The sequence below is a fragment of the Pseudomonas entomophila genome (assembly GCF_013523165.1).
Classification (GTDB): domain Bacteria; phylum Pseudomonadota; class Gammaproteobacteria; order Pseudomonadales; family Pseudomonadaceae; genus Aquipseudomonas; species Aquipseudomonas entomophila_A.
Genome location: NZ_JAAMQI010000008.1, coordinates 92,380 through 116,260, shown reverse-complemented (window position 1 = coordinate 116,260; position 23,881 = coordinate 92,380). Strand labels below are relative to the sequence as shown.

Genomic DNA, 23,881 nt, shown 5'->3' with positions numbered 1-23,881 from the left:
GCGACAGGCACCAGGGCCTGTCGCAGGAAGCGTCATTCCAGGACCAGGATGGCGTCCATTTCGACCTGGGCGCCTTTCGGCAGCGCGGCGACACCGATGGCGGCGCGGGCAGGGTAGGGCTGCTGGAAATAGCGGCCCATGACCTCGTTGACCGTGGCGAAGTGGCCGAGGTCGGTCAGGAAGATGTTGAGCTTGACGATGTCCTTGAAGGACCCGCCCGCCGCTTCGGCGACGGACTTGAGGTTCTCGAAGACCTGGACGGTCTGCGCCTCGAAGCCCTCGACCAGTTCCATGGTCGTGGGATCGAGCGGAATCTGCCCGGACATGTAGACGGTATTGCCCGCCTTGATGGCCTGGGAGTAGGTGCCGATGGCGGCCGGGGCCTTGTCGCTGTTGATGACGGTCTTGGTCATGGTGACTCCTTGTTGTTGACGGGCTACGCGCGCATGCGAGTGATCCGGACCACACCGAGCAGGGTGCGCAGCTTCTTGATCACGCGTGCCAGGTGCACACGGTCACGCACGCTGACCACCAGCTGGACCACGCTGACCCGACCGTCGCGCTCGTCCATGCTGATCTTCTCGATGTTGCCGTCGGCAGCGTTCACGCTGCTGGCCAGCAGGGCGATCAGGCCACGCTGGTGCTCCAGTTCGACTCGAAGCTCGACGTTGAATTCGCCGGTGACGTCCTTGGCCCAGGACAGCTGGACGCATTTTTCCGGGTTGTGACGGATTTCGCTGATGTTCCGGCAGTTCTCCAGATGCACCACCATCCCCTTGCCCGCCGACAGGTGCCCGACGATGGGGTCGCCCGGGATCGGCGTGCAGCACTTGGCATAGCTCATCACCAGGCCTTCGGTGCCACGGATGGCGAGCGGCCCTTCCGGTGCCGGGAGCTGTTCGCCCTCGGTCGAGAGCAGGCGCCGGGCCACGACATAGGCCATGCGGTTGCCCAGGCCGATGTCTTCGAGCAGGTCTTCGATCAACTCCAAACGGTACTCGTCGAGGATCGATTGGACGCGCTCGACGGGGATCTGCTCGAGGCCGCTGTCGAAGCCGGTCAGGACCTTGTTGAGCAGGCGCTCGCCCAGGTTGATCGATTCGGAGCGGCGTTGCAGCTTGAGGGCATGGCGGATGTGCGTGCGTGCCTTGCCGGTGACCACGAAGTTGAGCCAGGCCGGGTTCGGCCGGGCCCCGGGTGCGCTGACGATCTCCACCGTCGAGCCGCTTTGCAGCGGCTCGGACAGCGGGGCCAGACGCCGGTTGATGCGGCAGGCGATGCAGCTGTTGCCGACGTCGGTGTGCACCGCGTAGGCGAAGTCGACGGCCGTGGAGCCCTTGGGCAGCTCCATGATCCGGCCCTTGGGCGTGAAGACGTAGACCTCGTCCGGGAACAGGTCGATCTTCACGCTCTCGATGAATTCCAGGGAGTTGCCGGCCCGCTGCTGCAGCTCCAGCACACCCTTGACCCACTGACGGGCGCGCGCATGGTTGCCCTTGGGCTGCTCCTCGTCATTGGACTTGTACAGCCAATGGGCGGCGATACCGTTGTTGGCCATCTCCTCCATTTCGCGGGTGCGGATCTGGATCTCGATGGGCACGCCGTGCATGCCGAACAGCGTCGTGTGCAGCGACTGGTAGCCGTTGGCCTTGGGAATGGCGATGTAGTCCTTGAAGCGGCCCGGCAGCGGCTTGTACAGGTTGTGGACGGCACCGAGCACGCGGTAGCAGGTGTCGACCTTGTCGACGACGATCCTGAAGGCGTACACGTCCATGATCTCGTTGAAGGCGCGATGCTTGCCGCGCATTTTCTTGTAGATGCCGTACAGGTGCTTCTGCCGACCGCTGACCTCGCCGTCGATTCCATCGACCGCCAGGCAGTGAACCAGCGACTGCTCGATCTTGCCCACCAGCTCCTTGCGGTTGCCGCGGGCGCGCTTGACCGCCTGGTGAATGCGCTCGGAGCGCATCGGGTGCATGGCCTTGAAGCCGAGGTCCTCGAACTCCACGCGCACGGTGTGCATGCCCAGGCGGTTGGCGATGGGGGCGTAGATCTCGAGGGTTTCCTTGGCGATGCGCCGGCGCTTCTCGCCAGACAGCACTTCCAGCGTGCGCATGTTGTGCAGACGGTCGGCCAGCTTGACCAGGATCACGCGAATGTCGCGCGCCATGGCCATGGCCATCTTCTGGAAGTTCTCGGCCTGCGCCTCGGCCTTGGTCTCGAAGTTCATCTGGGTCAGCTTGCTGACCCCGTCGACCAGTTCCGCGACGGTCTCGCCGAACTGCTGGCTGAGCGCTTCCTTGGCGATGCCGGTGTCTTCGATCACATCGTGCAGCATGGCGGCCATCAGGCTCTGATGGTCCATGTGCATGTCGGCCAGGATGTTGGCCACCGCCAGCGGGTGGGTCACATAAGGCTCGCCACTACGGCGACGCTGGCCGTCGTGCGCCTGCTCGGCGTAGAAATAGGCGCGCCGGACCAGGTTGACCTGTTCCGGGCCCAGGTAGGACGACAGCCGATCGGCGAGGGCTTCTATACTCGGCATGAGTGAACCTCCTGCCGGACAAGGTGACCTGGCGCCGCGCGATGTCGACCGGGCATGATTCAGACGGCCTCGTTGGACTCGTCCTCGAATGCCGCGAAGACGGGATCTTCGGTGACGATTTCTTCAGCCGCGATGAACTCGGGGGTGACGATGCCTTCGGCGATTTCGCGCAGGGCGACGACGGTAGGCTTGTCGTTTTCCCATGCCACGCGTGGCTCTTTGCCGCCGGTGGCCAGCTGGCGGGCACGCTTGGTCGACAGCATGACCAGCTCGAAACGGTTATCCACGTGTTCCAGGCAGTCTTCAACAGTTACGCGGGCCATGGTCTTCCTCAGTAGCAGATGCGATAGGCAGGCAGCCCAGAATGGGCGAGCGGACTCGGTAGTTTAAAAAATCACCAGCCAATAGGGAAGGCCTGTTTTGCGGCCTGCCGCCAGGCGGGCAGCCCGAGACGTGCGTGCCAGGTCGGACAATACCGCGTACGACGTCGGTTGCACAGCCCGCGCGCGGGCTTCAGCGCAACAAGGCGCCCCGCAGTCGGGGGGTCAGCTCCTCGAACAGGGCCTGCACCGAACGCAGCGCACGGCAGTCGGGGCGGGTCAGCAGCCACAGCTGCGTATCGCAGCCGGGCAAGGGATCGCTCAACGCTTCGACGCCCGGCAGGTCACGCACCATGTAGTCGGCGAGCGCCGTGACGCCCAGGCCCTTGCTGGCCAGCTGTGCCAGGGTCGACATGCCGCTGCACTGGTAGCGGGGCATCAGGTCCGGGTAGTGTCGATTGCGCCAGAGGGCGGTCGGGTGATCCTGCATCGAATCGTCGAGTGCGATCCAGGGCACGGCGGTGGGCGCCTCGGCAAGACGCTCGCGCCATTCGGGCTGCCCGCAGATGACGTAGGAGGTCGAGCCCAGGCACCGACCGACCAGGTGTTCGGGCGGTGTGTTGGTCAGGCGCAGGGCGATGTCGGCATCGCGTCGGCTGAGGTTGGCGAAGGTGTTGGAGGTGCTCAGCTCCAGCGAGAGGGCCGGATAGCCCGGCATGAAGTCGGCCAGGGCCGGCAGCAGGAGGCTGTGCAGCACGGCCTCGGTGCAGGTCAGTCGTACCGTCCCGCTGACGACCTGCTCGCCGCTGGTCAACGCGATGCGGGCGGCGTCGAGGGCCTGCTCGGCACGCTCGGCCTGTTCGGCCAGCGCCTGGGCGGTGTCGGTGGGCAGGTAGCCCTTGCGACTCTTGACGAACAGCGCCGTGCCCAGCGCCGACTCCAGCCGGCGGATGGAGCGAAACACGGTGGACACGTCGACCTTGAGCAGCTCGGCGGCCTTGGCCAGGGAGCGACCGCGCTCCAGGGCGAGCACCAGCGTGAGGTCGGCATGGGAAATCTGATATTGCATAGGTGCACGCTCTGATTGCCAAAACGCCAATGTCTGTTGCATGAGGGCCATTTTATAGTGAATCGACACCCGCTTGGCAAACGGGGCCCACACCTCGCTTCACCGGCCTGCCCGACGTGAGGTTCAAAACAATAAGTCGCCCGCTTTCCGCCCCGGCACGGTCCGTTCAGGGTCGTCGTCTGGTCAGCAGAGGATGTAACGCCATGTCGGTCTTCACCTGCGCCACCTCCCTGTTATGCCCTGCACGCGCTTGCCGCGCGCCGGTTCGCCTTCACAACACGCGTCACCGCTCTACAATGGCCGTTTCGATTCGACGGGCCCTTCACCATGACGCTTCTTTCAGCCCTGCGGCCATCTCTTCCAGTGTCCGGCGCGCGTCGCCCGACCCGCGTTCCCCGCTCCTGTGACGCCGGGCCGACCGCCTGTGCCGACATGTGCACGGCATGAAGCGCTGGCTTCATGCACGCCCCCTACAACAACTCCAACAAGCGACGGCAGACATCCATGAGTGAACACAGCGAAACCCGTCAGCCCCCCGATGCGCCCACCCTCTCCACCACCTCGGGGAAAGGGCTGGCCAAGGGCCGGCTGGGCCTGCTGGCGAGCATCGTGCTGGGTATCTCGACCATTGCACCGGTCTACACCCTGACCGGCGCCCTCGGCCCGACCGTGCGCGAGGTCGGTGCCCATTTGCCGGCGGTGTTCATCGTCGGCTTCCTGCCCATGCTGCTGGTCGCCCTGGGCTACCGTGAACTCAATGCCGCCGAGCCGGACAGCGGTACCTCCTTCACCTGGTCGGCACGTGCCTTCGGCCCGATGATCGGCTGGATCGGCGGCTGGGGGCTGGTAACCGCCACCACCATCGTGCTGTCCAACCTGGCGGGCGTCGCGGTGGACTTCTTCTACCTCTTCCTGGGGCAGATCACCGGCAGCGAGGCCGTGGTCGCCCTGAGCGACAACCTGTTGGTCAACGTCACCACCTGTTGCGTGTTCATCGCCCTGGCCGTGTGGATCTGCTGCCGCGGCATGGGCACCACCATGAGCGTGCAGTACGGCCTGGTGGCACTGCAGTTGCTGGTGCTGATCGGGTTCGCGTTCGCCGCGTTCGGCGAGACCACCGCGCCGGCACCCCTGGCGTTCGATGTCGACTGGTTCAACCCGTTCGCGGTCGGCTCGTTCTCGGCCTTCGCCGCCGGCCTGTCGCTGTCGATCTTCATCTTCTGGGGGTGGGACGTCTGCCTGACCGTCAGTGAGGAATCGGTCGGCAGCGAGGAAGTGCCTGGCAAGGCGGCGACCTGGACGGTCCTGCTGATCCTGGGCCTGTACCTACTCACCGGAATCGCCACGCTGCAGTTCGCGGGGATTGGCGAAGCCGGCCTCGGGCTGGGCAACCCGCGTATCCAGGAAAACGTCTTCGCCCACCTGGCCGGTCCGGTCATGGGCCCGCTGGCGATCCTGATGTCCATCGCGGTGCTCGCCAGCACGGCTGCGTCGTTGCAGTCGACCTTCGTCTCACCGGCCCGCACGTTGCTGGCCATGGGGTACTACGGGGCCGTGCCACGGCGGTTCGCCCGCGTCTGTCCGCGTTCGCAGACGCCACGCTACGCGACCATCTGCGCGGGCATTGCCGCCGGGGTGTTCTACGTGACCATGCGCACGCTCAGCGAAAACGTCCTGGCCGACACCATCACGGCCCTGGGCATGATGATCTGCTTCTACTACTCGCTGACCGCCTTTGCCTGCGTCTGGTACTTCCGCCACAGCCTGTTCTCCAGCCTGCGCAACCTGCTGCTGCGCGGCCTGTGCCCGCTGCTGGGCGGTTCGATCCTGTCGGTGATCTTCGTGCGCACGGCGATCGACAGCGCCTCGCCGGAATTCGGCAGCGGCTCGCACGTCGGTGGGCTGGGGCTGGTCTTCGTGATCGCGCTGATCATTTCGCTGCTGGGCATCGCGCTGATGATGCTGGCACGGCTGCGGGCACCGGCCTACTTCCTCGGCACCACGCTGAGCCGGCAGGCGGCCCTGCAACTGCAAGACTGAGAGTCGGCCTCGACTGGGCGGCTGCGTTGCGCAGCCCCCGAGCGAGCCGGTGGCTCAGGCCAGCAACTGGGCGAGCAGGGCCTGGTGGCGCTGCTGCTGGGCCGCCAGGTGCAGGCGGTTGGCCCGGAACACGGCCTTGAGGTCTTCCAGTGCGATGGCGAAGTCATCGTTGATGATGAGGTAGTCGTACTCGGCGTAATGCTGCATCTCGCTGACGGCTTCGCGCATGCGCCCTTCGATGATCGCATCGCTGTCCTGGCCGCGGTTGTTCAGGCGCTGACGCAGGGCCTGCTGGTCGGGCGGCAGAATGAACACCGACCGCGCGTCCGGCATCAGGGCGCGGACTTGCTGAGCCCCTTGCCAGTCGATCTCCAGGATCAGGTCGTAGCCCTGGTCCAGGGTCTGCTGCAAGGCTGTGCGCGAGGTGCCGTAGAAGTTGCCGAACACCTCGGCATGCTCGAGGAAGTCGCCTTGCTCGATCAGCGCGTGAAACTCGGTGTGCGGCACGAAGTGATAGTTCACGCCGTGCTGCTCGCCCGGACGCATGCTCCGAGTGGTGTGCGAAACCGAGACCTTGATGGCCGGGTCGGCATCGGTCAGGGCCTTGACCAGGCTGGTCTTGCCGGCGCCGGACGGGGCCGAGACGATGTAGAGGGTGCCGCGGGTGGGGTTCATGGTGGGAATGACCTACTCGATGTTCTGTACTTGTTCGCGCATTTGTTCGATCAGCACCTTGAGGTTGACCGCCGCCTGCGTACTGCGGGGGTCGAACGCCTTGGAGCCGAGCGTGTTGGCTTCGCGGTTGAGCTCCTGCATCAGAAAGTCCAGGCGCCGGCCCGTGGCACCGCCGGAGGCGAGCACGCGGCGGACCTCGGTCACGTGCGTGCCCAGGCGGTCGAGTTCCTCGGCCACGTCGCTCTTCTGGGCCAGCATGACCATTTCCTGTTCCAGGCGCTGGGGGTCCAGCTCGGCGCGCAGGTCGGCGAAGCGGTCCAGCAGCTTCTGCCGCTGCACGGCCAGCATCTGCGGCACCAGCGCCCGCAGGGTGGCGACTTCCTCGCGCATGGCATCGAGCCGCTCGTTGATCAGCCGTGCCAGTTCGGCGCCTTCGCGGGCGCGGCCGGCCTTGAGCTCTCCCAACGCCTGCTCGAACAGCGTCATGGCCTGGGCGTTGAGCGCCTGTGGGTCGCTGGCATCGGCGACCAGGACACCCGGCCAGGCCAGCACTTCCAACGGATTGAGCGGGGCAGGCTGCTGGATCAGGCTGGCCACGGTCTCGGCGGCGGCCACCAGTTGCGCGGCGCGCGCACGGTCGACCTGCAGGGGCCTGCCGGCGCTGTCTTCGTTGAAACGCAGGGTGCATTCGATCTTGCCCCGCGAAACGCCCTGGCGCAGGGCTTCGCGCACTGCGCCTTCGAGGTCGCGCAGGGCTTCGGGCAGGCGCAGGTGCGGCTCGAGGTAGCGATGGTTGACCGAGCGCAGCTCCCACACCAGGGTCCCCTGGTCGCCCGCGTGTTCGGCGCGGGCAAAGGCGGTCATGCTGTGCACCATGGGGTGTACCTCGCGTATCGGAATGGATGCGCCTTGGCGGCGGCAAAGCGCGTGATTGTAGCCTAGTGCGGCCTGGGCGCCCAATGCGGCGGACGTCTTGTCCTGCCCGTGGCGACGATAGGCGTGTCCTCGCACGGCAGGCGTCTTTATACTGTCCGGCAGATCTAAATCCCGGTACAGGTATCCCGCATGAAACGTCCTAGTGGTCGCGCCGCCGATCAGCTCCGCCCGATCCGCATCACCCGCAACTACACCAAGCACGCCGAGGGGTCGGTACTGGTCGAGTTCGGCGACACCAAAGTCGTCTGCACGGTCAGCGTCGAAAATGGTGTTCCACGCTTCCTCAAGGGCCAGGGCCAGGGCTGGTTGACCGCCGAGTACGGCATGCTGCCGCGTTCTACCGGCGAGCGTAACCAGCGCGAGGCCAGCCGTGGCAAGCAAGGCGGCCGCACCCTGGAAATCCAGCGCCTGATCGGCCGCTCGCTGCGCGCCGCGCTGGACATGAGCAAGCTGGGCGATGTCACGCTGTACGTCGACTGCGACGTCATCCAGGCCGACGGTGGTACCCGTACCGCGTCCATCACCGGCGCGATGGTGGCCCTGGTCGATGCCTTGCGTGTGATCAAGAAGCGTGGCGGGCTCAAGGGCGGCGACCCGCTCAAGCACATGATCGCCGCCGTGTCGGTGGGCATGTACAAGGGCGAAGCCGTGCTCGACCTGGACTACCTGGAGGATTCCGCGGCCGAGACCGACCTGAACGTGGTCATGACCAGCGCCGGTGGGTTCATCGAGGTCCAGGGGACTGCCGAAGGCGCACCGTTCCAGCCTGAAGAGCTCAATGCCATGTTGGCACTGGCGCAGCAGGGCATGGGTGAACTGTTCGAGCAGCAGAAGGCGGCCTTGGCCGATTGATGCAGCCCGGGCGCGACCTCACCTGCAGGTGAGGCTGCGCTCGAGCGAGGCGTTCGCCTCGGTCAGATGGTCAGCGTCCAGTCGTAGTCGACGATCAGCGGCGCATGCTGGGAGAAGCGCGGCTGGCGCGGCAGGCGCGCATTGCGCACGAAGCGGCGCAGGCCTGGCGTCAGGATCTGGTAGTCGAAGCGATAGCCCAGGTTGAGCATTTCAGCCTGCTCGTTGTCTGGCCACCAGCTGTACTGGTCGCCTTCGCGGCTGACTTCGCGCAGCGCATCCACATAGCCCATGTCACCGACGATCGCTTCCATCCAGGCGCGCTCGGGCGGCAGGAAGCCAGGCGACTGCTGGCTGTCGCGCCAGTTCTTGATGTCGAGCTTCTGCTGCGCGACGTAGAACGAGCCACAGTAGATGTACTCGCGACGCTTGCGGCGCTGCTTGTCCAGGTACTTGGCGAAGTCGTCCATCAACTTGAATTTCTGATTCAGGTCTTCATCGCCGTTCATGCCCGAAGGCAGCAGCAGGCTGGCGATGCTGACCTTGTCGAAGTCGGCCTGCAGGTAGCGCCCGTAACGGTCGGCCGTCTCGAAGCCCAGGCCCGTGATGACTGCCTTGGGCTGCATGCGCGAGTACAGCGCCACGCCGCCTTGGGCGGGCACTTCCGCGTCGCAGGCGTACAGGAAGTAGCCATCGAGCTGATAAGCTGGGTCGTCGAGTTCAAAGGCCGAGGCGCGGGTATCCTGAAGGCAGATGACGTCGGCATTCTGGGCTTGCAGCCAGCTGAGCAATCCGCGCTCGGCCGCAGCCTGAATGCCGTTCACGTTCACACTGATGATCCGCATAAATGGCCCCAAAAATCTCGTGCGTGTATGATACCCGAGCTCAACTCATTTAGCTAAATCCGTGGTGTCCGGGACTTTTCATGCAGCCGTATCAGCGCGACTTCATCCGTTTTGCCATCGATCGGGGCGTGCTGCGCTTCGGTGAATTCACCTTGAAATCGGGGCGTACCAGTCCCTATTTCTTCAACGCCGGCCTGTTCAACAGCGGCTCGGCCCTGGCCGAACTGGGGCGTTGCTACGCCGCCGCGATCATCGACAGCAAGATTCCGTTCGACGTGCTGTTCGGCCCGGCGTACAAGGGCATCCCGCTGGCGGCGACCACGGCCGTGGCACTGGCTGACCGTCATCAGCACGACGTGCCCTGGTGCTTCAACCGCAAGGAAGCCAAGGACCATGGCGAAGGCGGAAGCCTGGTCGGCGCCCCGTTGGCGGGTGACGTGCTGATCATCGATGACGTGATCACCGCCGGTACGGCGATCCGCGAAGTCATGCAGATCATCCAGGCCCAGCAGGCACGCGCCGCTGGCGTGCTGATCGCACTCAACCGTGAAGAGCGTGGCAATGGCGAGCTGTCGGCCATCCAGGAAGTGGAGCGCGATTTCGGTATCCCGGTGGTCAGCATCGTCTCGCTGACCCAGGTACTGGAGTTCCTGGCCGACGACCCGCAACTCAAGCAGCACCTGCCCGCCGTCGAAGCGTACCGGGCGCAGTACGGGATCTGATCCTGGGCGGGTAACGAAAAAGGCGACCTCATGCAGGTCGCCTTTTTTGGGTACGCTCGCCAGCGGTACACAACCCACTGCTACACCCTGCGTCGACCGGTGTCGTAGGGGCTGTCACGGACCTGTGGGAGCGGGCTTGCCCGCGATAGCGTCCGGATCATCACCGCCTGCATCGCGGGCGAACCCGCTTTCGCGAGGGGGCTGTCAGCGCGACGCGTGATTGGTGATCAGCGTGCCTACACCGGTGTCGGTGAAGATTTCCAGAAGCACTGCGTTCGGTACGCGGCCATCGACGATGTGCGCGCTGTTCACGCCGCCCTGGACCGCCTCCAGCGCGCACTTGATCTTCGGCAGCATGCCCCCGTAGATGGTGCCATCGGCGATCAGCTCGTCGACCTGCGTGGTGGTCAGGCCGGTCAGGACCTGGCCCTGCTTGTCCATCAGGCCGGCGATGTTGGTCAGCAGCATCAGCTTCTCGGCCTTGAGCGCCTCGGCGACCTTGCCGGCGACCAGGTCGGCGTTGATGTTGTAGGACTGGCCGTCGGCACCGACGCCGATGGGGGCGATCACCGGAATGAAGTCGCCCTTGACCAGCATGTTCAGCAGGTCGGTGTTGACGCCGGCCACTTCGCCGACCTGACCGATGTCGATGACTTCAGGGGCGCTCATGCCCTCGGTCTGACGGGTGACGGTCAGCTTCTTCGCGCGGATCAGCTCGGCATCCTTGCCGGTCAGGCCGATGGCGCTGCCACCGTGGCGGTTGATAAGGTTGACGATCGACTTGTTGACCTGGCCACCCAGCACCATCTCGACCACGTCCATGGTCTGCGCGTCGGTCACGCGCATGCCGTCGATGAAGTGGCTCTCGATGGACAGGCGCTTGAGCAGGTCGCCGATCTGCGGTCCGCCACCGTGAACCACCACCGGGTTGATGCCGACGGCCTTCATCAGCACGATGTCGCGGGCGAAACCGGTCTTGAGCTCTTCGCTCTCCATCGCGTTGCCGCCGTACTTGATCACCAGCGTCTTGCCGACGAAGCGACGAATGTAGGGCAGCGCTTCGGACAGTACCTGGGCGACATGGGAGGCGGCATCGCGGTCGAGGGTCATGTAGGACTCCAGCAAGGAACGGTTGATCGGTCAGAATGGCAGGCGCAGGTCGTCGGCGACCCGCAGCAGCTGCGTGCGGAAAATAGCCTGGATACGGCGCAGCTCGGCTTCGTCATCGGCCTCGAAGCGCAGCACCAGTACCGGCGTGGTGTTGGACGCACGCACCAGGCCCCAGCCGTGGGCGTAGTCGACACGGATACCGTCGAGGGTGGTCAGCGTGGCCTCACCCCAGTCGGCGTCGCGGCGCAGCGCATCAATGATGCTGAATTTACTGGCGTCGGTCACATCAATGTTGATTTCCGGCGTGGAAATGTCACTGGGAAACGCCGCGAACAGCGTGTCGGCATCGGCATCGCCATGCGACAGGATCTCCAGCAGGCGTGCGGCGCTGTAGAGACCGTCGTCGAAGCCGTACCAGCGCTCCTGGATGAACAGGTGCCCGCTCATTTCGCCGGCCAGCAGCGCGCCGGTCTGTTTGAGCTTCTTCTTCATCAGCGAATGGCCGGTCTTCCACATCGTGGCACGTCCGCCCAGCCCTTCGATCAGTGCGATCAGCCGGCGCGTGCACTTGACGTCGAAGAGGATCTCGGCGCCCGGGTTGCGTTGCAGCACATCCTGGGCGAACAGCATCAACAACCGGTCGGGGTAGACGATCTGCCCCTGGGGGGTCACCACACCGACCCGGTCGGCGTCGCCGTCGAAGGCGATCCCCAGGTCCGCGCCGGTGTCGCGCACGGCCGCGATCAGGTCCTGCAGGTTTTCGGGCTTGCCCGGATCGGGGTGATGGTTCGGGAAATGGCCATCGACCTCGCAGAACAGCGGCACGACCTCGCAGCCAAGGCGTTCGAACAGCGCAGGCGCGATCACCCCGGCCACGCCATTGCCGCAGTCCATGACGATCTTCAAGGGCCTGGCCAGCGTGACGTCAGCGAGAATCCGCGCGCTGTAGCGCGCCAGCAGCTCGACCTTCTCGACATGGCCCTGGCCATGGCTGAGGTCGTTGTCCCGCACACGCTGTAGCAACGCCTGGATCTGTGCGTCGGCCAGGGTGTCGCCCGCGATGACGATCTTGAAGCCGTTGTAGTCGGGCGGGTTGTGGCTGCCGGTGAGCATGACGGCGGAGGTGCCTTCCAGCACATGGGCGGCGTAGTACAGCGTCGGCGTCGGGACCATGCCCAGGTCGCTGACCTGGCAGCCTGCTTCGACCAGGCCCTGAATCAACGGCGCGATCAGCAGCGGCCCGGACAGGCGTCCATCGCGCCCGACCGACACCTTCGCCTCGCCCTCGGCCAGGCTTTGCGCGCCGATGGCGCGGCCGACCCAGTACGCGACGTCGGCAGTCAGCGTGCTGCCGACCACCCCGCGGATGTCATAGGCGCGAAAGATGCTGGCAGGCAGCTCGGGCGGTCGGGGGGCGCGGTCGGTCATGGGCGTTTCCAGTCGGCAAGGGCGGTGGCCCAGGGGCATGGCAGGCGTTGGACGACGCAGCGCGCGTTGCGTTCGCCGTCCGTGCGAACCGTCATCGGGTCAGCGGGTGCCGGAGTGGCCGAAGCCGCCCGTGCCACGTTGCGTTTCATCGAAGCTGTCGACCAGCTCGAATTGCGCCTGCACCACCGGCACCAGCACCAGTTGCGCGATACGCTCGCCGACGGTGAGCGTGAAGGGCGTCTGGCCCCGGTTCCAGCAGGACACCATCAGCTCGCCCTGGTAATCGGAGTCGATCAGGCCGACCAGGTTGCCGAGCACGATACCGTGCTTGTGGCCCAGCCCCGAGCGCGGCAGGATCAGCGCGGCAAGGCCGGGGTCGCCGATGTAGACCGACAGGCCGGTGGGGATCAGCAGGGTCTGCCCCGGCTCCAGGACGGTGTCCTGCGCCAGCAGCGCGCGCAGGTCCAGCCCGGCCGAACCTGGCGTGGCGTAGTGCGGAAGAGGGAAGTCGCGACCCAGGCGCGGGTCGAGGATCTTGGCTTGAAGAGCGTGCATGTAACCTATTGAACCTGGTTGAGCCGTTCGGCGATGAAGGCGACCAGCTGGCGAGCGATCTTGCCCTTGCTGGTCTGCGCGAAAAGGGTCTGGTGCTGCTGACGGTCGATGACGGTCAGGGCGTTTTCCTCGCTGTTGAAGCCGATGCTGGGGTTGGCCACGTCATTGGCGACGATCAGGTCGAGGTTCTTGTCCTTGAGCTTGCGGGTCGCATAGTCGAGCAGGTGCTCGGTCTCGGCCGCGAAGCCTACGCTGAATGGCCGATCCGGACGACCCGCGAGGGTGGCGAGGATATCGGGATTGCGCACCATCTGCAGCAACAGACCATCGCCGGTCGTAGGATCTTTCTTGAGTTTTTGCGCGGCGACGACTTCGGGCCGGTAGTCTGCGACCGCTGCCGAAGCGATCAACAGGTCGCAGGGCATGGCCGCCTCGCAGGCCGCGAGCATGTCCCGCGCGCTCACCACGTCGATTCGGGTGACGCGATCGGGGGTCGGCAAGTGCACCGGGCCGGTGACGAGGGTCACCCGAGCACCCGCTTCGGCGGCCGCCTCGGCCAGTGCGAAGCCCATTTTCCCCGAGCTATGATTGGTGATGTAGCGCACCGGGTCGATGTTTTCCTGCGTCGGGCCGGCGGTGATCAACACGTGCCGCCCGGTCAGCGCCTGGCGCTGGAAGCTTTCGGCGGCCAGCCAGGCCAGCTCGGTCGGCTCGAGCATGCGGCCCAGCCCGACGTCGCCACAGGCCTGGCTGCCGGACGCCGGCCCGAACACCTGCAGGCCACGGCGTTGCAGCAGGTCGAGGTTGGCCTGGGTCGCCGGGTCACGCCACATCGCCTGGTTCATCGCAGGCGCCACGGCGACGGTGGCATCGGTGGCCAGCACCAGGGTCGTCAGCAGGTCGTCGGCCATGCCTTGGGCCAGGCGTGCCAGCAGGTCGGCCGTGGCCGGGGCGATCAGGACCAGGTCGGCCCACTTGGCCAGCTCGATGTGGCCCATGGCCGCCTCGGCGGCAGGGTCGAGCAGGTCCAGGTGCACCGGGTGGCCGGACAGCGCCTGCAAGGTCAGGGGGGTGATGAACTCGGCACCGCCGCGGGTCATGACGACACGCACCTGCGCACCGTGTTCCAGAAGTCGGCGAATCAGCTCGGCACTTTTGTAGGCGGCGATGCCGCCCCCTACGCCGAGAACGATGCGCTTGCGATACAGCCGCTGCATAGGCCTGCCTTTTGTTCCAGTAAAAGCGTGCGACGACGATGGTTGCCTGCGGCAGATCGTCACATGAACGAGCGGACTAGATTAACACAGCGCCTGGAGGCGCCGTAGTGACAGACAAGGAGTGGTATGAATATCAGGGAATGGCCCGTGCGCGAGCGGCCTCGGGAAAGGTTGATGCAGCATGGCGCGCAGCAGTTGTCGGACGCCGAGCTGCTGGCGGTGTTCCTGGGTTCGGGTGTGAAGGGGTGCAACGTGGTCGACCTGGCGCGACGGCTGCTGCACCGCTTCGGCAGCCTGCGCCAGTTGCTCGAGGCCGATCGGGAGGCGTTTCTCGGGGAAGCCGGGCTGGGGCCTGTCAGGTATTCGCAATTGCAGGCGATGCTGGAGATCGGGCGGCGCCACCTGGCCCAATCCATCGAGCGCGAGTCGGCCCTGGAAGGGCCGCAGGCGGTCCGACGTTACCTCAAGTCCAGGCTTCGCCACGAAGCCAGCGAAGTCTTCGCCTGTCTGTTCCTGGACACGCGACACCGGCCGCTGGCGTTCGAGGTGCTGTTCCGCGGGTCGATCGACCGCGCCAACGTGTACCCACGCGAGGTGGTCAGGCGTTCGTTGATGCACAACTGCGCAGCGCTGATCCTGTGCCACAACCACCCCTCCGGCAACCCTGAACCCAGCCGCGAGGACGTCCAGCTCACCCATGTGCTGCGCGACGCCCTCAAGCTGATCGACGTGCGGATCCTCGATCACGTCATCGTGGGCGAGGGCGACCCGCTGTCGATGATCGAGCAGGGCTGGCTCATGGGGTCACCGTAACCTTGGACAGGTCGAGTCGGCCGAACGGGCTGACGGCGTACCCGGCCACGCCCTGACGCGTCAGGCTCGCGGCGGTCGGGTGCGCCAGGGGCAGCCAGAGCGCCTGCTGTTGAATCAGTGTCTGGGCCTGCTGGTACAGGCGGCTGCGCACGCTCTGGTCGTTGGTGGTCCGGCCTGCGTTGATCAGCTGGTCCAGGCGGCTGTCGCAGTAGCGTGCGAAGTTGGTCCCGGAGGTGACCGCCGCGCAGGAAAACTGCGGCGTGAGGAAGTTGTCCGGGTCCCCGTTGTCACCGGCCCAGCCCATGAACAGCAGGTCATGCTCGCCCTGCTTGGCCCGGCGGATCAGCTCGCCCCATTCGATCACGCGGATCTCGGCCTTGATGCCGACCTTGGCCAGGTCGGCCTGCAGCATCTGCGCCCCCAGGTTGGGATTGGGGTTGAGCAGGCTGCCCGAGGGCCGCGTCCAGATCGTCGTGGTGAAGCCGTCCGGCAGGCCTGCCTTGGCCAGCAGCCGCTTGGCCTTGTCCACGTCGGTCGGGTACCCCGGCAGGTGCTCGGCATAGCTCCAGGTGTTGGGCGGGTAGGGGCCAGTCGCCGCGATGGCGGTGCCCTCGAACACCGCCTTCAGGTAGCTCTCGCGGTCGAACGCCAGGTTGATGGCCTGACGGACCTCGGGCTTGTCCAGGGGCGGGTGCTGGGTGTTCAGGGCGACGAACGCCGTCATGAACGCCGGGGTGCTCGCGACCTTGAGGTCGGGCAGCTGCCTGGCGTCGGCGATGTCCAGCGGTTTGGGGGACAGGGCGATCTGGCACTCGTTGCGCTTGAGCTTCTGCAGCCGGACGTTGGCGTCCGGCGTGATGGCGAAGATCAGCGGATCGACGGCAGGCTTGCCAGCGAAATAGTTCGGGTTGGCGCGGTAGCGCACCACGGCATCTTTCTGGAACCGCTGGAAGACGAACGGCCCGGTGCCCACCGGCTGGGTGTTGAGCTTTTCCGGCGTGCCGGCCTTGAGCAGCTGGTCGGCGTACTCGGCCGAATAGATCGAGGCAAAGCCCATGCTCAACGTCGCCAGGAAGGTGGCGTCCGGGTGCGAGAGGGTGAAGCGCACGGTGGTAGGCGTCGGCGCATCGATAGCCTTGATCAGGCTGCCCAGCTGCAGGGACTGCGCATGGGGGTAGCCACCCGGCGCGGTCTTGTGCCAGGCATGGGCGGGGTAGAGCATGCGCTGGAAACTGAACAGCACGTCGTCGGCCGTCAGCGTGCGCGTAGGCTTGAAGTAGGCCGTGGTGTGGAACTTCACCCCCTCACGCAGCGTGAAGTCGTAGACCAGGCCATCGTCCGAGACCGTCCAGCGCTGCGCCAGGCTGGGCACGACCTTGCCCTGACCGGCATCGAACTCGACCAGGCGGTTCATCAGCACGTCGGCCGAGGCGTTGGTGGTGGTCAGCGAGTTGTACTGGACCACGTCGAAGCCTTCCGGGCTGGCCTCGGTGCAGACGCTCAGGGGCGCGGCCTGGACCAGGCTCGAGGCGAACAGGGAGGCGAACAGCAGGGGGAAGACGGCGCGACGCATGGTGACTCCTTGACTGGTCAGTGGCCCATCTGCCAGAAGCAGTCTGGAAACGATGTAACCCTAGAGTGAGCATCGACAAAAGGCTACATCCATTTTTACAAATCGACCGACGAACGGTGGGCGCGGTTGCCGCCCTGCCGCTATGCTTGCGGGCTCGCAGCCGTCGCCGCCTTGGCATGACCCTGTTGTCGTGACCCGGTCTTTCTGGTATAAAGCAGCGCTCTTTTCTAGGGGCTCGGCCTGTCGCTTCTGCGATTCCGGTCGGTAAGACCTCGGAAAACACGGCGCCTGGCGCCAAAGACTGAGAGATTAAGCGGCCAACCCATGCCGGGTTGGGCATGTGGTTTTAGAGGGCTGAGGCATGTCGAGAGTCTGTCAAGTTACCGGTAAGGGTCCGGTAACGGGGAACAACATTTCCCACGCAAACAACAAAACCCGTCGTCGTTTCCTGCCAAACCTGCAACATCACCGTTTCTGGGTTGAAGCCGAGAAGCGCTTCGTTCGTCTGCGCGTTTCCGCCAAGGGCATGCGTATCATCGACAAGCGTGGTATCGAAGTCGTGCTGTCCGAGCTGCGCGCTCGCGGCGAAAAGGTTTAAGGAGACTGTCATGCGTGAACTGATCCGTTTGGTGTCCAGCGCCGGTACCGGCCATTTCTACACCACCGACAAGAACAAGCGCACTACCCCGGACAAGATCGAGATCAAGAAATACGATCCGGTCGTCCGTAAGCACGTGACGTACAAGGAAGCCAAGATCAAGTAATTGATCGGCTGCCAAAAGAACCGCATCTCAGGATGCGGTTTTTTTTTGCCCCTCGCCGTACGCTGGGGGCATGCCATCACGTCTCGCGTGCCAAAAGCGTCTTAGCGATCGGGCTGCGAAGACGGCTCGAACATGACGTAGATCTTGCGGCAGGCTTCGAGCACTTCCCAGGTGCCCGTGAAGCCAGCCGGAATCACGAAGCGGTCCCCGGCACGCAAGGTCTTGGCCTGACCGTCCTGGTCGCGCAGCACCGACACCCCCTGAACGATCTCGCAATACTCGTGCTCGGTGTAGTTCACTTCCCACTGCCCGATGGCACCCTCCCAGACACCGGCGGCAAATTGCCCGCACGGGCTGGCATAGTGGTTATAGACCTGCTGCTCGGGGTCGCCCTTGAGAATCTTGTGCGCGGCAGGCCGGTAGGTCTCGGCCTGCCCCAGCACCTGGGCGAAGTCGACGATGGAATCGATGCGCATGATCTGCCTCGTGTTGTTTAAAAAAACAAACGCTATAAGAGCTTTGAGCGTCATATGTCAAATATATTGATAGTTCCAGGCGGCTGGTTTAGGGTGAGCGACACCTAGGGTCGGCCGCAGACCTGCCCCATTCCCCCTGCGTGGGTGAGTGTCGAGCCTGACGCTGTCCCTGACAACAAGAGGAGTTTCTACATGACCACCCTGACGCGTGCAGACTGGGAACAGCGTGCCCAGCAGTTGACCATCGAAGGCCGCGCCTTCATCAACGGTGAGTACACCGCCGCCGCCTCTGGCGAGACCTTCGAGTGCCGCAGCCCGGTAGACGGGCGCTCCCTGGCGCAGGTCGCCAGTTGCGACCTGGCCGACGCCAACCGCGCGGTCGAGAACGCCCGCGCCACGTTCGAGTCGGGCGTCTGGTCGCGACTGGCACCCGCCAAGCGCAAGGCCACGCTGATCCGCTTCGCCAACCTGCTGCGTCAACACGTCGAAGAACTGGCCTTGCTGGAAACCCTCGACATGGGCAAGCCCATCGGGGACGCCTCGAGCATCGACATTCCAGGCGCGGCCAACGCCATCCACTGGAACGCCGAAGCCATCGACAAGGTGTACGACGAAGTCGCGCCGACCCCGCACGACCAGTTGGGCCTGGTGACGCGTGAACCGGTCGGCGTGGTGGCGGCCATCGTGCCGTGGAACTTCCCCTTGCTGATGGCCAGCTGGAAGCTGGGACCGGCCCTGGCCACCGGCAACTCGGTGGTGCTCAAGCCGTCCGAGAAGTCGCCGCTGACCGCCATCCGCATCGCCCAGCTGGCGATAGAGGCCGGGATTCCGGCAGGCGTGCTCAACGTGCTGCCGGGCTACGGCCATACCGTCGGCAAGGCGCTGGCACTGCACATGGACGTCGACACCCTGGTGTTCACCGGCTCCACCAAGATCGCCAAGCAGCTGATGATCTACGCTGGCGAATCGAACATGAAGCGGGTCTGGCTCGAAGCGGGTGGCAAGAGCCCGAACATCGTCTTCGCCGATGCGCCTGACCTGCAAGCGGCCGCGCAGGCCGCCGCCAGTGCCATCGCCTTCAACCAGGGCGAAGTCTGCACCGCCGGTTCGCGCCTGCTGGTCGAACGCTCGATCAAGGACACCTTCCTGCCAATGGTGGTCGAGGCACTCAAGGCCTGGACGCCCGGCAACCCGCTGGACCCGGCTACCACCATCGGCGCGCTGGTCGACCAGCAGCAGATGAACACCGTGCTGTCCTACATCGAGGCCGGGCATCGGGACGGCGCGACCTTGCTGACCGGAGGCAAGCGCACCCTGGAAGAGACCGGGGGCACCTACGTGGAGCCGACCATCTTCGATGGCGTCACCAACGCCATGAAGATCGCCCAGGAAGAGATCTTCGGCCCGGTGCTGTCGGTGCTGACCTTCGACTCCGCCGAGGAAGCCATCGCCATCGCCAACGACACGCCCTATGGCCTGGCGGCAGGCATCTGGACCGCCGACATTTCCAAGGCGCACCGTACGGCACGCGCCGTGCGTGCCGGCAGCGTGTGGGTGAACCAGTACGACGGCGGCGACATGACCGCACCGTTCGGTGGGTTCAAGCAGTCCGGCAATGGCCGTGACAAGTCGCTGCACGCGCTGGAGAAGTACACCGAGCTGAAGGCCACCTGGATCAAGCTGTAACCCGACGCGGTCGAACACGCAGCCGGGGCGACTCACGTCGTCCCGGCTGTTTTGTATGTGCCGTCCACCTGCAAGAGAGGAGGCCCCGATGCGCTGGGGGACGTATTGTGCGGTGCTGGCCGCCGTGCTCAGTGTCGGACTGGCACTGGGGGTGAGCATGCCGCTGGTCTCGTTGCGGCTGGAAACCGGAGGGTATGGCGCCTTCGCCATCGGCGTGATGGCGGCCATGCCGGCGATCGGGGTACTGGTCGGTGCCAGCCTGGCCAGCCGCCTGGCAGGCCGGGTCGGCGTGCCTCAGGCCATGCGCCTGTGCCTGTGGAGCAGCGCGCTGTCGATCGGCCTGCTGGCCCTGTGGCCAGGGTATGCCGTGTGGCTGGTGCTGCGCCTGGTCATCGGCCTGTGCCTGACCGTGGTGTTCATCCTCGGGGAAAGCTGGATCAACCAGCTGGTGGTGGAGCGCTGGCGTGGGCGCCTGGTGGCCGTGTATGGCAGCAGCTACGCCCTGAGTCAGCTGGCCGGCCCCTTGCTTCTGGGGGGGCTCGGTACCGACGACGATCGAGGTTTCTGGGCCGCGACCGGGCTGCTGCTGGTCGCCCCCTTGCTGCTGCTTGGCCGTGGCGGCGCGCCGACCACCGAGGCCTGCAGCGTCACCTTCGGCGACCTGGTCGGGTTCTGCCGGCGCCTGCCGGTGATCGCCTGGGCCATCGCCCTGTTCGCGGCGTTCGAGGCGATGATCCTGACGCTGTTGCCGGTCTATTGCCTGCAGCAAGGCTTCGATGCCGAGACGGCCCTGTTCATGGTCAGCACGGTGGTCGTGGGCGACGCGCTCTTGCAACTGCCCATCGGGGTGCTGGCCGATCGCCTGTCACGCCGGGCGCTGTTCAGCGGCTGCGCGGTGGCGCTGCTCGGCGCCAGCCTGGCGATTCCGTGGGCGCTGCACAGTGTGGCGATCTGGCCGCTCTGGGTGGTGTTCGGCGCCAGTGCCGGCGGGCTGTTCACGCTGTCGCTGGTGTTGATCGGCGAGCGCTACCGCGACGATGCGCTGGTCCGCGCCAACGCCCACGTGGCACAACTGTGGGGCATCGGCTGCTTGTTGGGGCCCTTGCTGGCCGGCGCGGGTGGGCAGTGGGTGAGCGGGCATGCCCTGCCGTTGCTGATGGCGGCAGGGGCCTTCGGGCTGGTGCTGCTGACGCGGCGTCGCGATGCGTTCGAGCCTGCTGCGGCCTAGGCTGTACGCCTGGGTATCGCGCTGGCGCGTTCGGTCTGGCGCCTAGAGCATGCGCTCCAGACCGACGGCCTTGCTCACCCAGGCGTTGAAACGACGCCAGGTGCCACCCGGCTCATGGGTCAGGACGTGGCGCTGGCCATTGTCCTCGGTGACCCAGACCAGCTCGCCCTCGTGCAACTCGGGGCGGTAGCTCACGGCTGGCGCCATGCCCTGCAAGGCCAGCTCGCGGGTGTATTCGGCCAGCGCCGGGCTGTCGACCATGACGCCGACCTCGGTGTTCCACAGCACCGAGCGCGGGTCGAAGTTGAACGAGCCGACGAAGGTCTTGCTGCGGTCGAAGATGATCGCCTTGCTGTGCAGGCTGGAGTTCGAGCTGCCCTTGTAGCTCAGCTTGGCGCTGGACGGGTCACCCGGCTGACGGCGCATCTCGAACAGCTGTACGCCATGGCGCAGCAGCGCCTTGCGGTAGGGCGCATAGCCGCCATGCACGGCCGGTACGTCGGTGGCCTCCAGGGAGTTGGTCAGCAGTTTCACCGTCACCCCTTCGTCGGACTTGCCGGCCAGGTAGCGCAAGCCATACTCGCCCGGCACGAAGTAGGCCGACAGCAGGATCAGTTCGTGTTGCACGTCGTTCAAGGCCGGCGCCAGCTGGCGGGTCATCAGCAGCGCAGGGTCTGGCTCGCCGTCGGCCAGGATCTTCTCCGGAGCGTCCCACAACGCTTGTGCATGGGCCCAGATCAGCTCCTTGCGCCACGTGTCGAGCCGAGGCTCGGTCTGATAGGCCATCAGCCGCTCGTACAGCGCCTTGCGCTCGACCTTGGCCTTGGCCAGCGAGGCGTCCAGACGCTCGCGGCTCACGCGCAACGCGTCGGGGCTGGGCGGCTCGGAGAGGAAGTCGCCGATCGGACGGCTCAGCTCGCTGTTCCAGTACTGGTCGAAACTCTCGCCCAGCTGACGGGCCACCGGGCCGACACCGAGCATGTCGATATCGGTGAAGTTCATGTTCGGCTCGGCGTCGAAGTACTCGTCGCCCAGGTTACGGCCGCCGACGATGACCATGCTGGTGTCGGCCATGAACAGCTTGTTGTGCATGCGGCGGTGCTGCAGCGACAGGTTGAACAAGCGTCCGAGGGCACGGGTGACGCCGGTGCTGCGGCCCTGGTGCAATGGGTTGAAGACCCGGATCTGGATGTTCGGATGCGAGGCCAGGGTGGCGATGGCGCTGTCCTGCCCTGCGCTAGTGGTGTCGTCGAGCAGGATGCGTACCCGCACGTCGCGGTCGGCGGCCAGCAGCAATTCGTGGATCAGGGCGCGGGTGCTCAGGCCGTCGTGCACGATGTAGTACTGCAGGTCGATACTGACCTGGGCGTTACGGATCAGCTCGGCCCGGGCACGGAACGCATCGGTGCTGTTGGACAGCAGGCGGAACCCCGATTGCCCCTGGTGCGGCGCAGCCTGGTGCAGAACGGAGCGGCCGAACGCCGACGTGTCGGCGGGCAGGACGTGGCTGGTCTCGTGCGGGGCACTGACGCTGGCGCAGCCTGACACGACGAACAGCGTGGTCAGCCAGACAGGCAGGGCTCTCTGGAGTCTCAAGGAGGTTCATCCTGTAGGAACGGGGGTCAGGGATATGGACCGTGCGCACAGGCAGAAAGTTACGGCGCGTTGCGTGTCACGATCGCCTCGTTCCCCAAGGCGACCGTGCCCGGCCTCAGGCCAGTTCCTTGAGGCGATGCCAGAGCATGCCCAGCGCCAGCAACGGCGAGCGCAGGTGCCGACCGCCTGGGAAGGTCATGTGCGGGACCTTGGCGAACAGCTCGAAGCGGCCGCTTTCCTGGCCGCTGATGGCCTCGCCCAGCAGGCGGGCTGCCAGGTGCGTGGCGTTGAGCCCATGGCCCGAATAGGCCTGGGCATAGAACACGTTCGGCTGCTGACTCAGGCGTCCGATCTGTGGCAGTCGGTTGGCGCCGATGCCGATCATGCCGCCCCATTGGTAGTCGATGCGCACGTCGGCCAGTTGCGGGAACACCTGGAGCATCTTGGGGCGCATGTAGGCCGCGATGTCCTTGGGGTCACGTCCGGAGTAGTGGCAGGCCCCGCCGAACAGCAGGCGATGGTCGGCGCTGAGGCGGTAGTAGTCCAGCGCCACACGCTGGTCGCACACCGCCATGTTCTGCGGCAGCAGCGAGCGGGCACGGGCTTCGCCCAGGGGCTCGGTGGCGATCAGGTAGCTGCCGGCCGGCAGTACCTTGCCGCCCAGCTCGCGGTCGAGGCCGTTCAGGTAGGCGTTGCAGCACAGCACCAGTGTCTTGGCCCGCACTCGGCCCTGGGCCGTGTGCACCTGCACCTCGGCGCCGTAGTCGATGCGCGTGACCTGCGACTGCTCGTAGAGCTTCACGCCCAGGCGGCTGGCCACGGCCGCTTCGCCCAGGGCCAGGTTGAGCGGATGCAGGTGGCCGGAGCCCATGTCGATCAAGCCACCTGCGTAACAGTCGGCGCCGACCACGCTGTGCAGCTCGTCCTTGCCCACCAGACGCAGCTCATGCGCATAGCCCAGGCGGCGCAGGTGCTCGGCGTCCTCGGCAAAGCCTTTCAGCTGCGCCGGCTTGTTGGCCAGGTCGCAGTAACCCCAGGTGAGGTCGCAGGCGATGGCGTGCCGCTCCACCCGTTCGCGCACGATCTGCACCGCCTCCAGCCCCATCAGGTGCAGGTTGCGCACACCGTCCTCGCCCAGTACCGGCAGGAACCGCTCCACCCCATGGCCGACCCCGCGGATCAGCTGCCCGCCGTTGCGTCCGCTGGCGCCCCAGCCCAGCTTGCAGGCCTCCAGCAGAATGACCGAAAACCCTCGCTCGGCCAGCTCGATGGCGGTGTTCAGGCCTGAATAGCCACCGCCCACGATGCACACGTCGGCGCGCTGCTCGCCCTGCAGGAACGAGTGCGCCGGGTGCGGCACGCTGCTGGCGGCGTAGTAGGAGGCGGTGTGTTGTGCGCTGTGGATCATGGGGCGGGTCCTGGGATGATCGACCG

The 23,881-nt window shown here is 65.7% G+C and carries 23 protein-coding genes; 8 read left to right on the top strand and 15 right to left on the bottom strand.

What is annotated here, in order from left to right:
• Positions 1-32: 32 nt before the first annotated feature.
• The 4 genes from G7Z99_RS08720 to G7Z99_RS08705 form a co-directional block, all read right to left on the bottom strand.
• The gene (locus G7Z99_RS08720) at positions 33-413 is read right to left on the bottom strand and encodes a RidA family protein (RefSeq protein WP_181093250.1); all 381 of its coding nucleotides are present in this window, start codon (positions 411-413) and stop codon (positions 33-35) included.
• Positions 414-436: 23 nt separating this feature from the next.
• Positions 437-2,545, bottom strand: a complete 2,109-nt coding sequence (gene spoT, locus G7Z99_RS08715; RefSeq protein ID WP_181093248.1) for a bifunctional GTP diphosphokinase/guanosine-3',5'-bis pyrophosphate 3'-pyrophosphohydrolase — start codon at positions 2,543-2,545, stop codon at positions 437-439.
• Positions 2,546-2,604: 59 nt separating this feature from the next.
• Positions 2,605-2,868: a DNA-directed RNA polymerase subunit omega gene (gene rpoZ / locus G7Z99_RS08710; RefSeq protein WP_016394025.1), complete on the bottom strand. Its 264-nt coding sequence runs from the start codon at positions 2,866-2,868 to the stop codon at positions 2,605-2,607.
• 190 nt (positions 2,869-3,058) lie between these two features.
• The gene (locus tag G7Z99_RS08705; RefSeq protein WP_181093247.1) at positions 3,059-3,934 is read right to left on the bottom strand and encodes a LysR family transcriptional regulator; all 876 of its coding nucleotides are present in this window, start codon (positions 3,932-3,934) and stop codon (positions 3,059-3,061) included.
• Positions 3,935-4,438: 504 nt separating this feature from the next.
• On the opposite strand from G7Z99_RS08705, the gene G7Z99_RS08700 reads away from it, so the two are divergent.
• Complete coding sequence (locus G7Z99_RS08700) at positions 4,439-5,974, top strand: APC family permease (RefSeq protein ID WP_181093245.1); 1,536 nt, start codon at positions 4,439-4,441, stop codon at positions 5,972-5,974.
• A 54-nt stretch (positions 5,975-6,028) separates the two neighbouring features.
• On the opposite strand, the gene gmk is transcribed toward G7Z99_RS08700, so the two are convergent.
• The gene (gene gmk, locus G7Z99_RS08695) at positions 6,029-6,649 is read right to left on the bottom strand and encodes a guanylate kinase (RefSeq protein WP_181093243.1); all 621 of its coding nucleotides are present in this window, start codon (positions 6,647-6,649) and stop codon (positions 6,029-6,031) included.
• A gap of 12 nt (positions 6,650-6,661) precedes the next feature.
• A complete protein-coding gene (locus G7Z99_RS08690; protein ID WP_181093242.1) occupies positions 6,662-7,525 on the bottom strand; it encodes a YicC/YloC family endoribonuclease in 864 nt (287 codons plus the stop codon).
• Positions 7,526-7,714: 189 nt separating this feature from the next.
• Here G7Z99_RS08690 and rph point away from each other — a divergent pair, with 189 nt between their 5' ends.
• Entirely contained in the window at positions 7,715-8,437 is a 723-nt protein-coding gene (rph, locus tag G7Z99_RS08685; protein ID WP_181093240.1) for a ribonuclease PH, read from the top strand.
• Between the two features lie 62 nt (positions 8,438-8,499).
• Here rph and G7Z99_RS08680 read toward each other — a convergent pair whose 3' ends face one another.
• On the bottom strand, positions 8,500-9,279 hold the full coding sequence (locus G7Z99_RS08680) for an exodeoxyribonuclease III (RefSeq protein ID WP_181093238.1): 780 nt from the start codon (positions 9,277-9,279) through the stop codon (positions 8,500-8,502).
• An 80-nt stretch (positions 9,280-9,359) separates the two neighbouring features.
• Here G7Z99_RS08680 and pyrE point away from each other — a divergent pair, with 80 nt between their 5' ends.
• Positions 9,360-10,001: an orotate phosphoribosyltransferase gene (gene pyrE / locus G7Z99_RS08675; protein ID WP_181093236.1), complete on the top strand. Its 642-nt coding sequence runs from the start codon at positions 9,360-9,362 to the stop codon at positions 9,999-10,001.
• A gap of 204 nt (positions 10,002-10,205) precedes the next feature.
• Here the strand turns inward: pyrE and argB are convergent, their stop codons facing one another.
• The 4 genes from argB to coaBC form a co-directional block, all read right to left on the bottom strand.
• Positions 10,206-11,111: an acetylglutamate kinase gene (gene argB, locus G7Z99_RS08670; RefSeq protein ID WP_181093235.1), complete on the bottom strand. Its 906-nt coding sequence runs from the start codon at positions 11,109-11,111 to the stop codon at positions 10,206-10,208.
• A gap of 30 nt (positions 11,112-11,141) precedes the next feature.
• On the bottom strand, positions 11,142-12,539 hold the full coding sequence (locus G7Z99_RS08665) for a phosphomannomutase/phosphoglucomutase (RefSeq protein WP_181093233.1): 1,398 nt from the start codon (positions 12,537-12,539) through the stop codon (positions 11,142-11,144).
• 99 nt (positions 12,540-12,638) lie between these two features.
• Positions 12,639-13,094 (bottom strand): dUTP diphosphatase, encoded by a 456-nt coding sequence (gene dut / locus G7Z99_RS08660; RefSeq protein ID WP_181093231.1) that lies wholly within the window; start codon positions 13,092-13,094, stop codon positions 12,639-12,641.
• Positions 13,095-13,099: 5 nt separating this feature from the next.
• The gene (coaBC, locus tag G7Z99_RS08655) at positions 13,100-14,311 is read right to left on the bottom strand and encodes a bifunctional phosphopantothenoylcysteine decarboxylase/phosphopantothenate--cysteine ligase CoaBC (RefSeq protein WP_181093230.1); all 1,212 of its coding nucleotides are present in this window, start codon (positions 14,309-14,311) and stop codon (positions 13,100-13,102) included.
• A gap of 126 nt (positions 14,312-14,437) precedes the next feature.
• On the opposite strand from coaBC, the gene radC reads away from it, so the two are divergent.
• Positions 14,438-15,124, top strand: coding sequence for a RadC family protein (radC, locus tag G7Z99_RS08650; protein WP_181093228.1), 687 nt, complete (start codon positions 14,438-14,440; stop codon positions 15,122-15,124).
• Here the strand turns inward: radC and G7Z99_RS08645 are convergent.
• On the bottom strand, positions 15,108-16,697 hold the full coding sequence (locus G7Z99_RS08645) for an ABC transporter substrate-binding protein (RefSeq protein WP_181093226.1): 1,590 nt from the start codon (positions 16,695-16,697) through the stop codon (positions 15,108-15,110). The two genes, radC and G7Z99_RS08645, sit on opposite strands and share 17 nt — an antisense overlap.
• A gap of 361 nt (positions 16,698-17,058) precedes the next feature.
• On the opposite strand from G7Z99_RS08645, the gene rpmB reads away from it, so the two are divergent.
• Both rpmB and rpmG read left to right on the top strand, forming a co-directional pair.
• Positions 17,059-17,295, top strand: a complete 237-nt coding sequence (gene rpmB, locus G7Z99_RS08640; RefSeq protein ID WP_085987254.1) for a 50S ribosomal protein L28 — start codon at positions 17,059-17,061, stop codon at positions 17,293-17,295.
• Between the two features lie 10 nt (positions 17,296-17,305).
• Complete coding sequence (gene rpmG / locus G7Z99_RS08635) at positions 17,306-17,461, top strand: 50S ribosomal protein L33 (RefSeq protein WP_021702025.1); 156 nt, start codon at positions 17,306-17,308, stop codon at positions 17,459-17,461.
• A gap of 101 nt (positions 17,462-17,562) precedes the next feature.
• On the opposite strand, the gene G7Z99_RS08630 is transcribed toward rpmG, so the two are convergent.
• Positions 17,563-17,937 carry a cupin domain-containing protein gene (locus tag G7Z99_RS08630; RefSeq protein WP_181093224.1) on the bottom strand — a complete coding sequence of 125 codons (375 nt, stop codon included), beginning with the start codon at positions 17,935-17,937 and terminating at the stop codon, positions 17,563-17,565.
• A gap of 192 nt (positions 17,938-18,129) precedes the next feature.
• On the opposite strand from G7Z99_RS08630, the gene G7Z99_RS08625 reads away from it, so the two are divergent.
• The gene (locus G7Z99_RS08625; RefSeq protein WP_181093222.1) at positions 18,130-19,623 is read left to right on the top strand and encodes an aldehyde dehydrogenase; all 1,494 of its coding nucleotides are present in this window, start codon (positions 18,130-18,132) and stop codon (positions 19,621-19,623) included.
• A gap of 88 nt (positions 19,624-19,711) precedes the next feature.
• On the top strand, positions 19,712-20,851 hold the full coding sequence (locus tag G7Z99_RS08620) for an MFS transporter (RefSeq protein WP_181093221.1): 1,140 nt from the start codon (positions 19,712-19,714) through the stop codon (positions 20,849-20,851).
• A gap of 42 nt (positions 20,852-20,893) precedes the next feature.
• Here the strand turns inward: G7Z99_RS08620 and G7Z99_RS08615 are convergent, their stop codons facing one another.
• Together G7Z99_RS08615 and G7Z99_RS08610 are read right to left on the bottom strand one after the other, a co-directional pair.
• Positions 20,894-22,447, bottom strand: a complete 1,554-nt coding sequence (locus G7Z99_RS08615) for a phospholipase D family protein (RefSeq protein ID WP_181093219.1) — start codon at positions 22,445-22,447, stop codon at positions 20,894-20,896.
• Positions 22,448-22,562: 115 nt separating this feature from the next.
• Positions 22,563-23,855, bottom strand: a complete 1,293-nt coding sequence (locus tag G7Z99_RS08610) for an NAD(P)/FAD-dependent oxidoreductase (protein ID WP_181093217.1) — start codon at positions 23,853-23,855, stop codon at positions 22,563-22,565.
• Positions 23,856-23,881 lie beyond the last annotated feature (26 nt).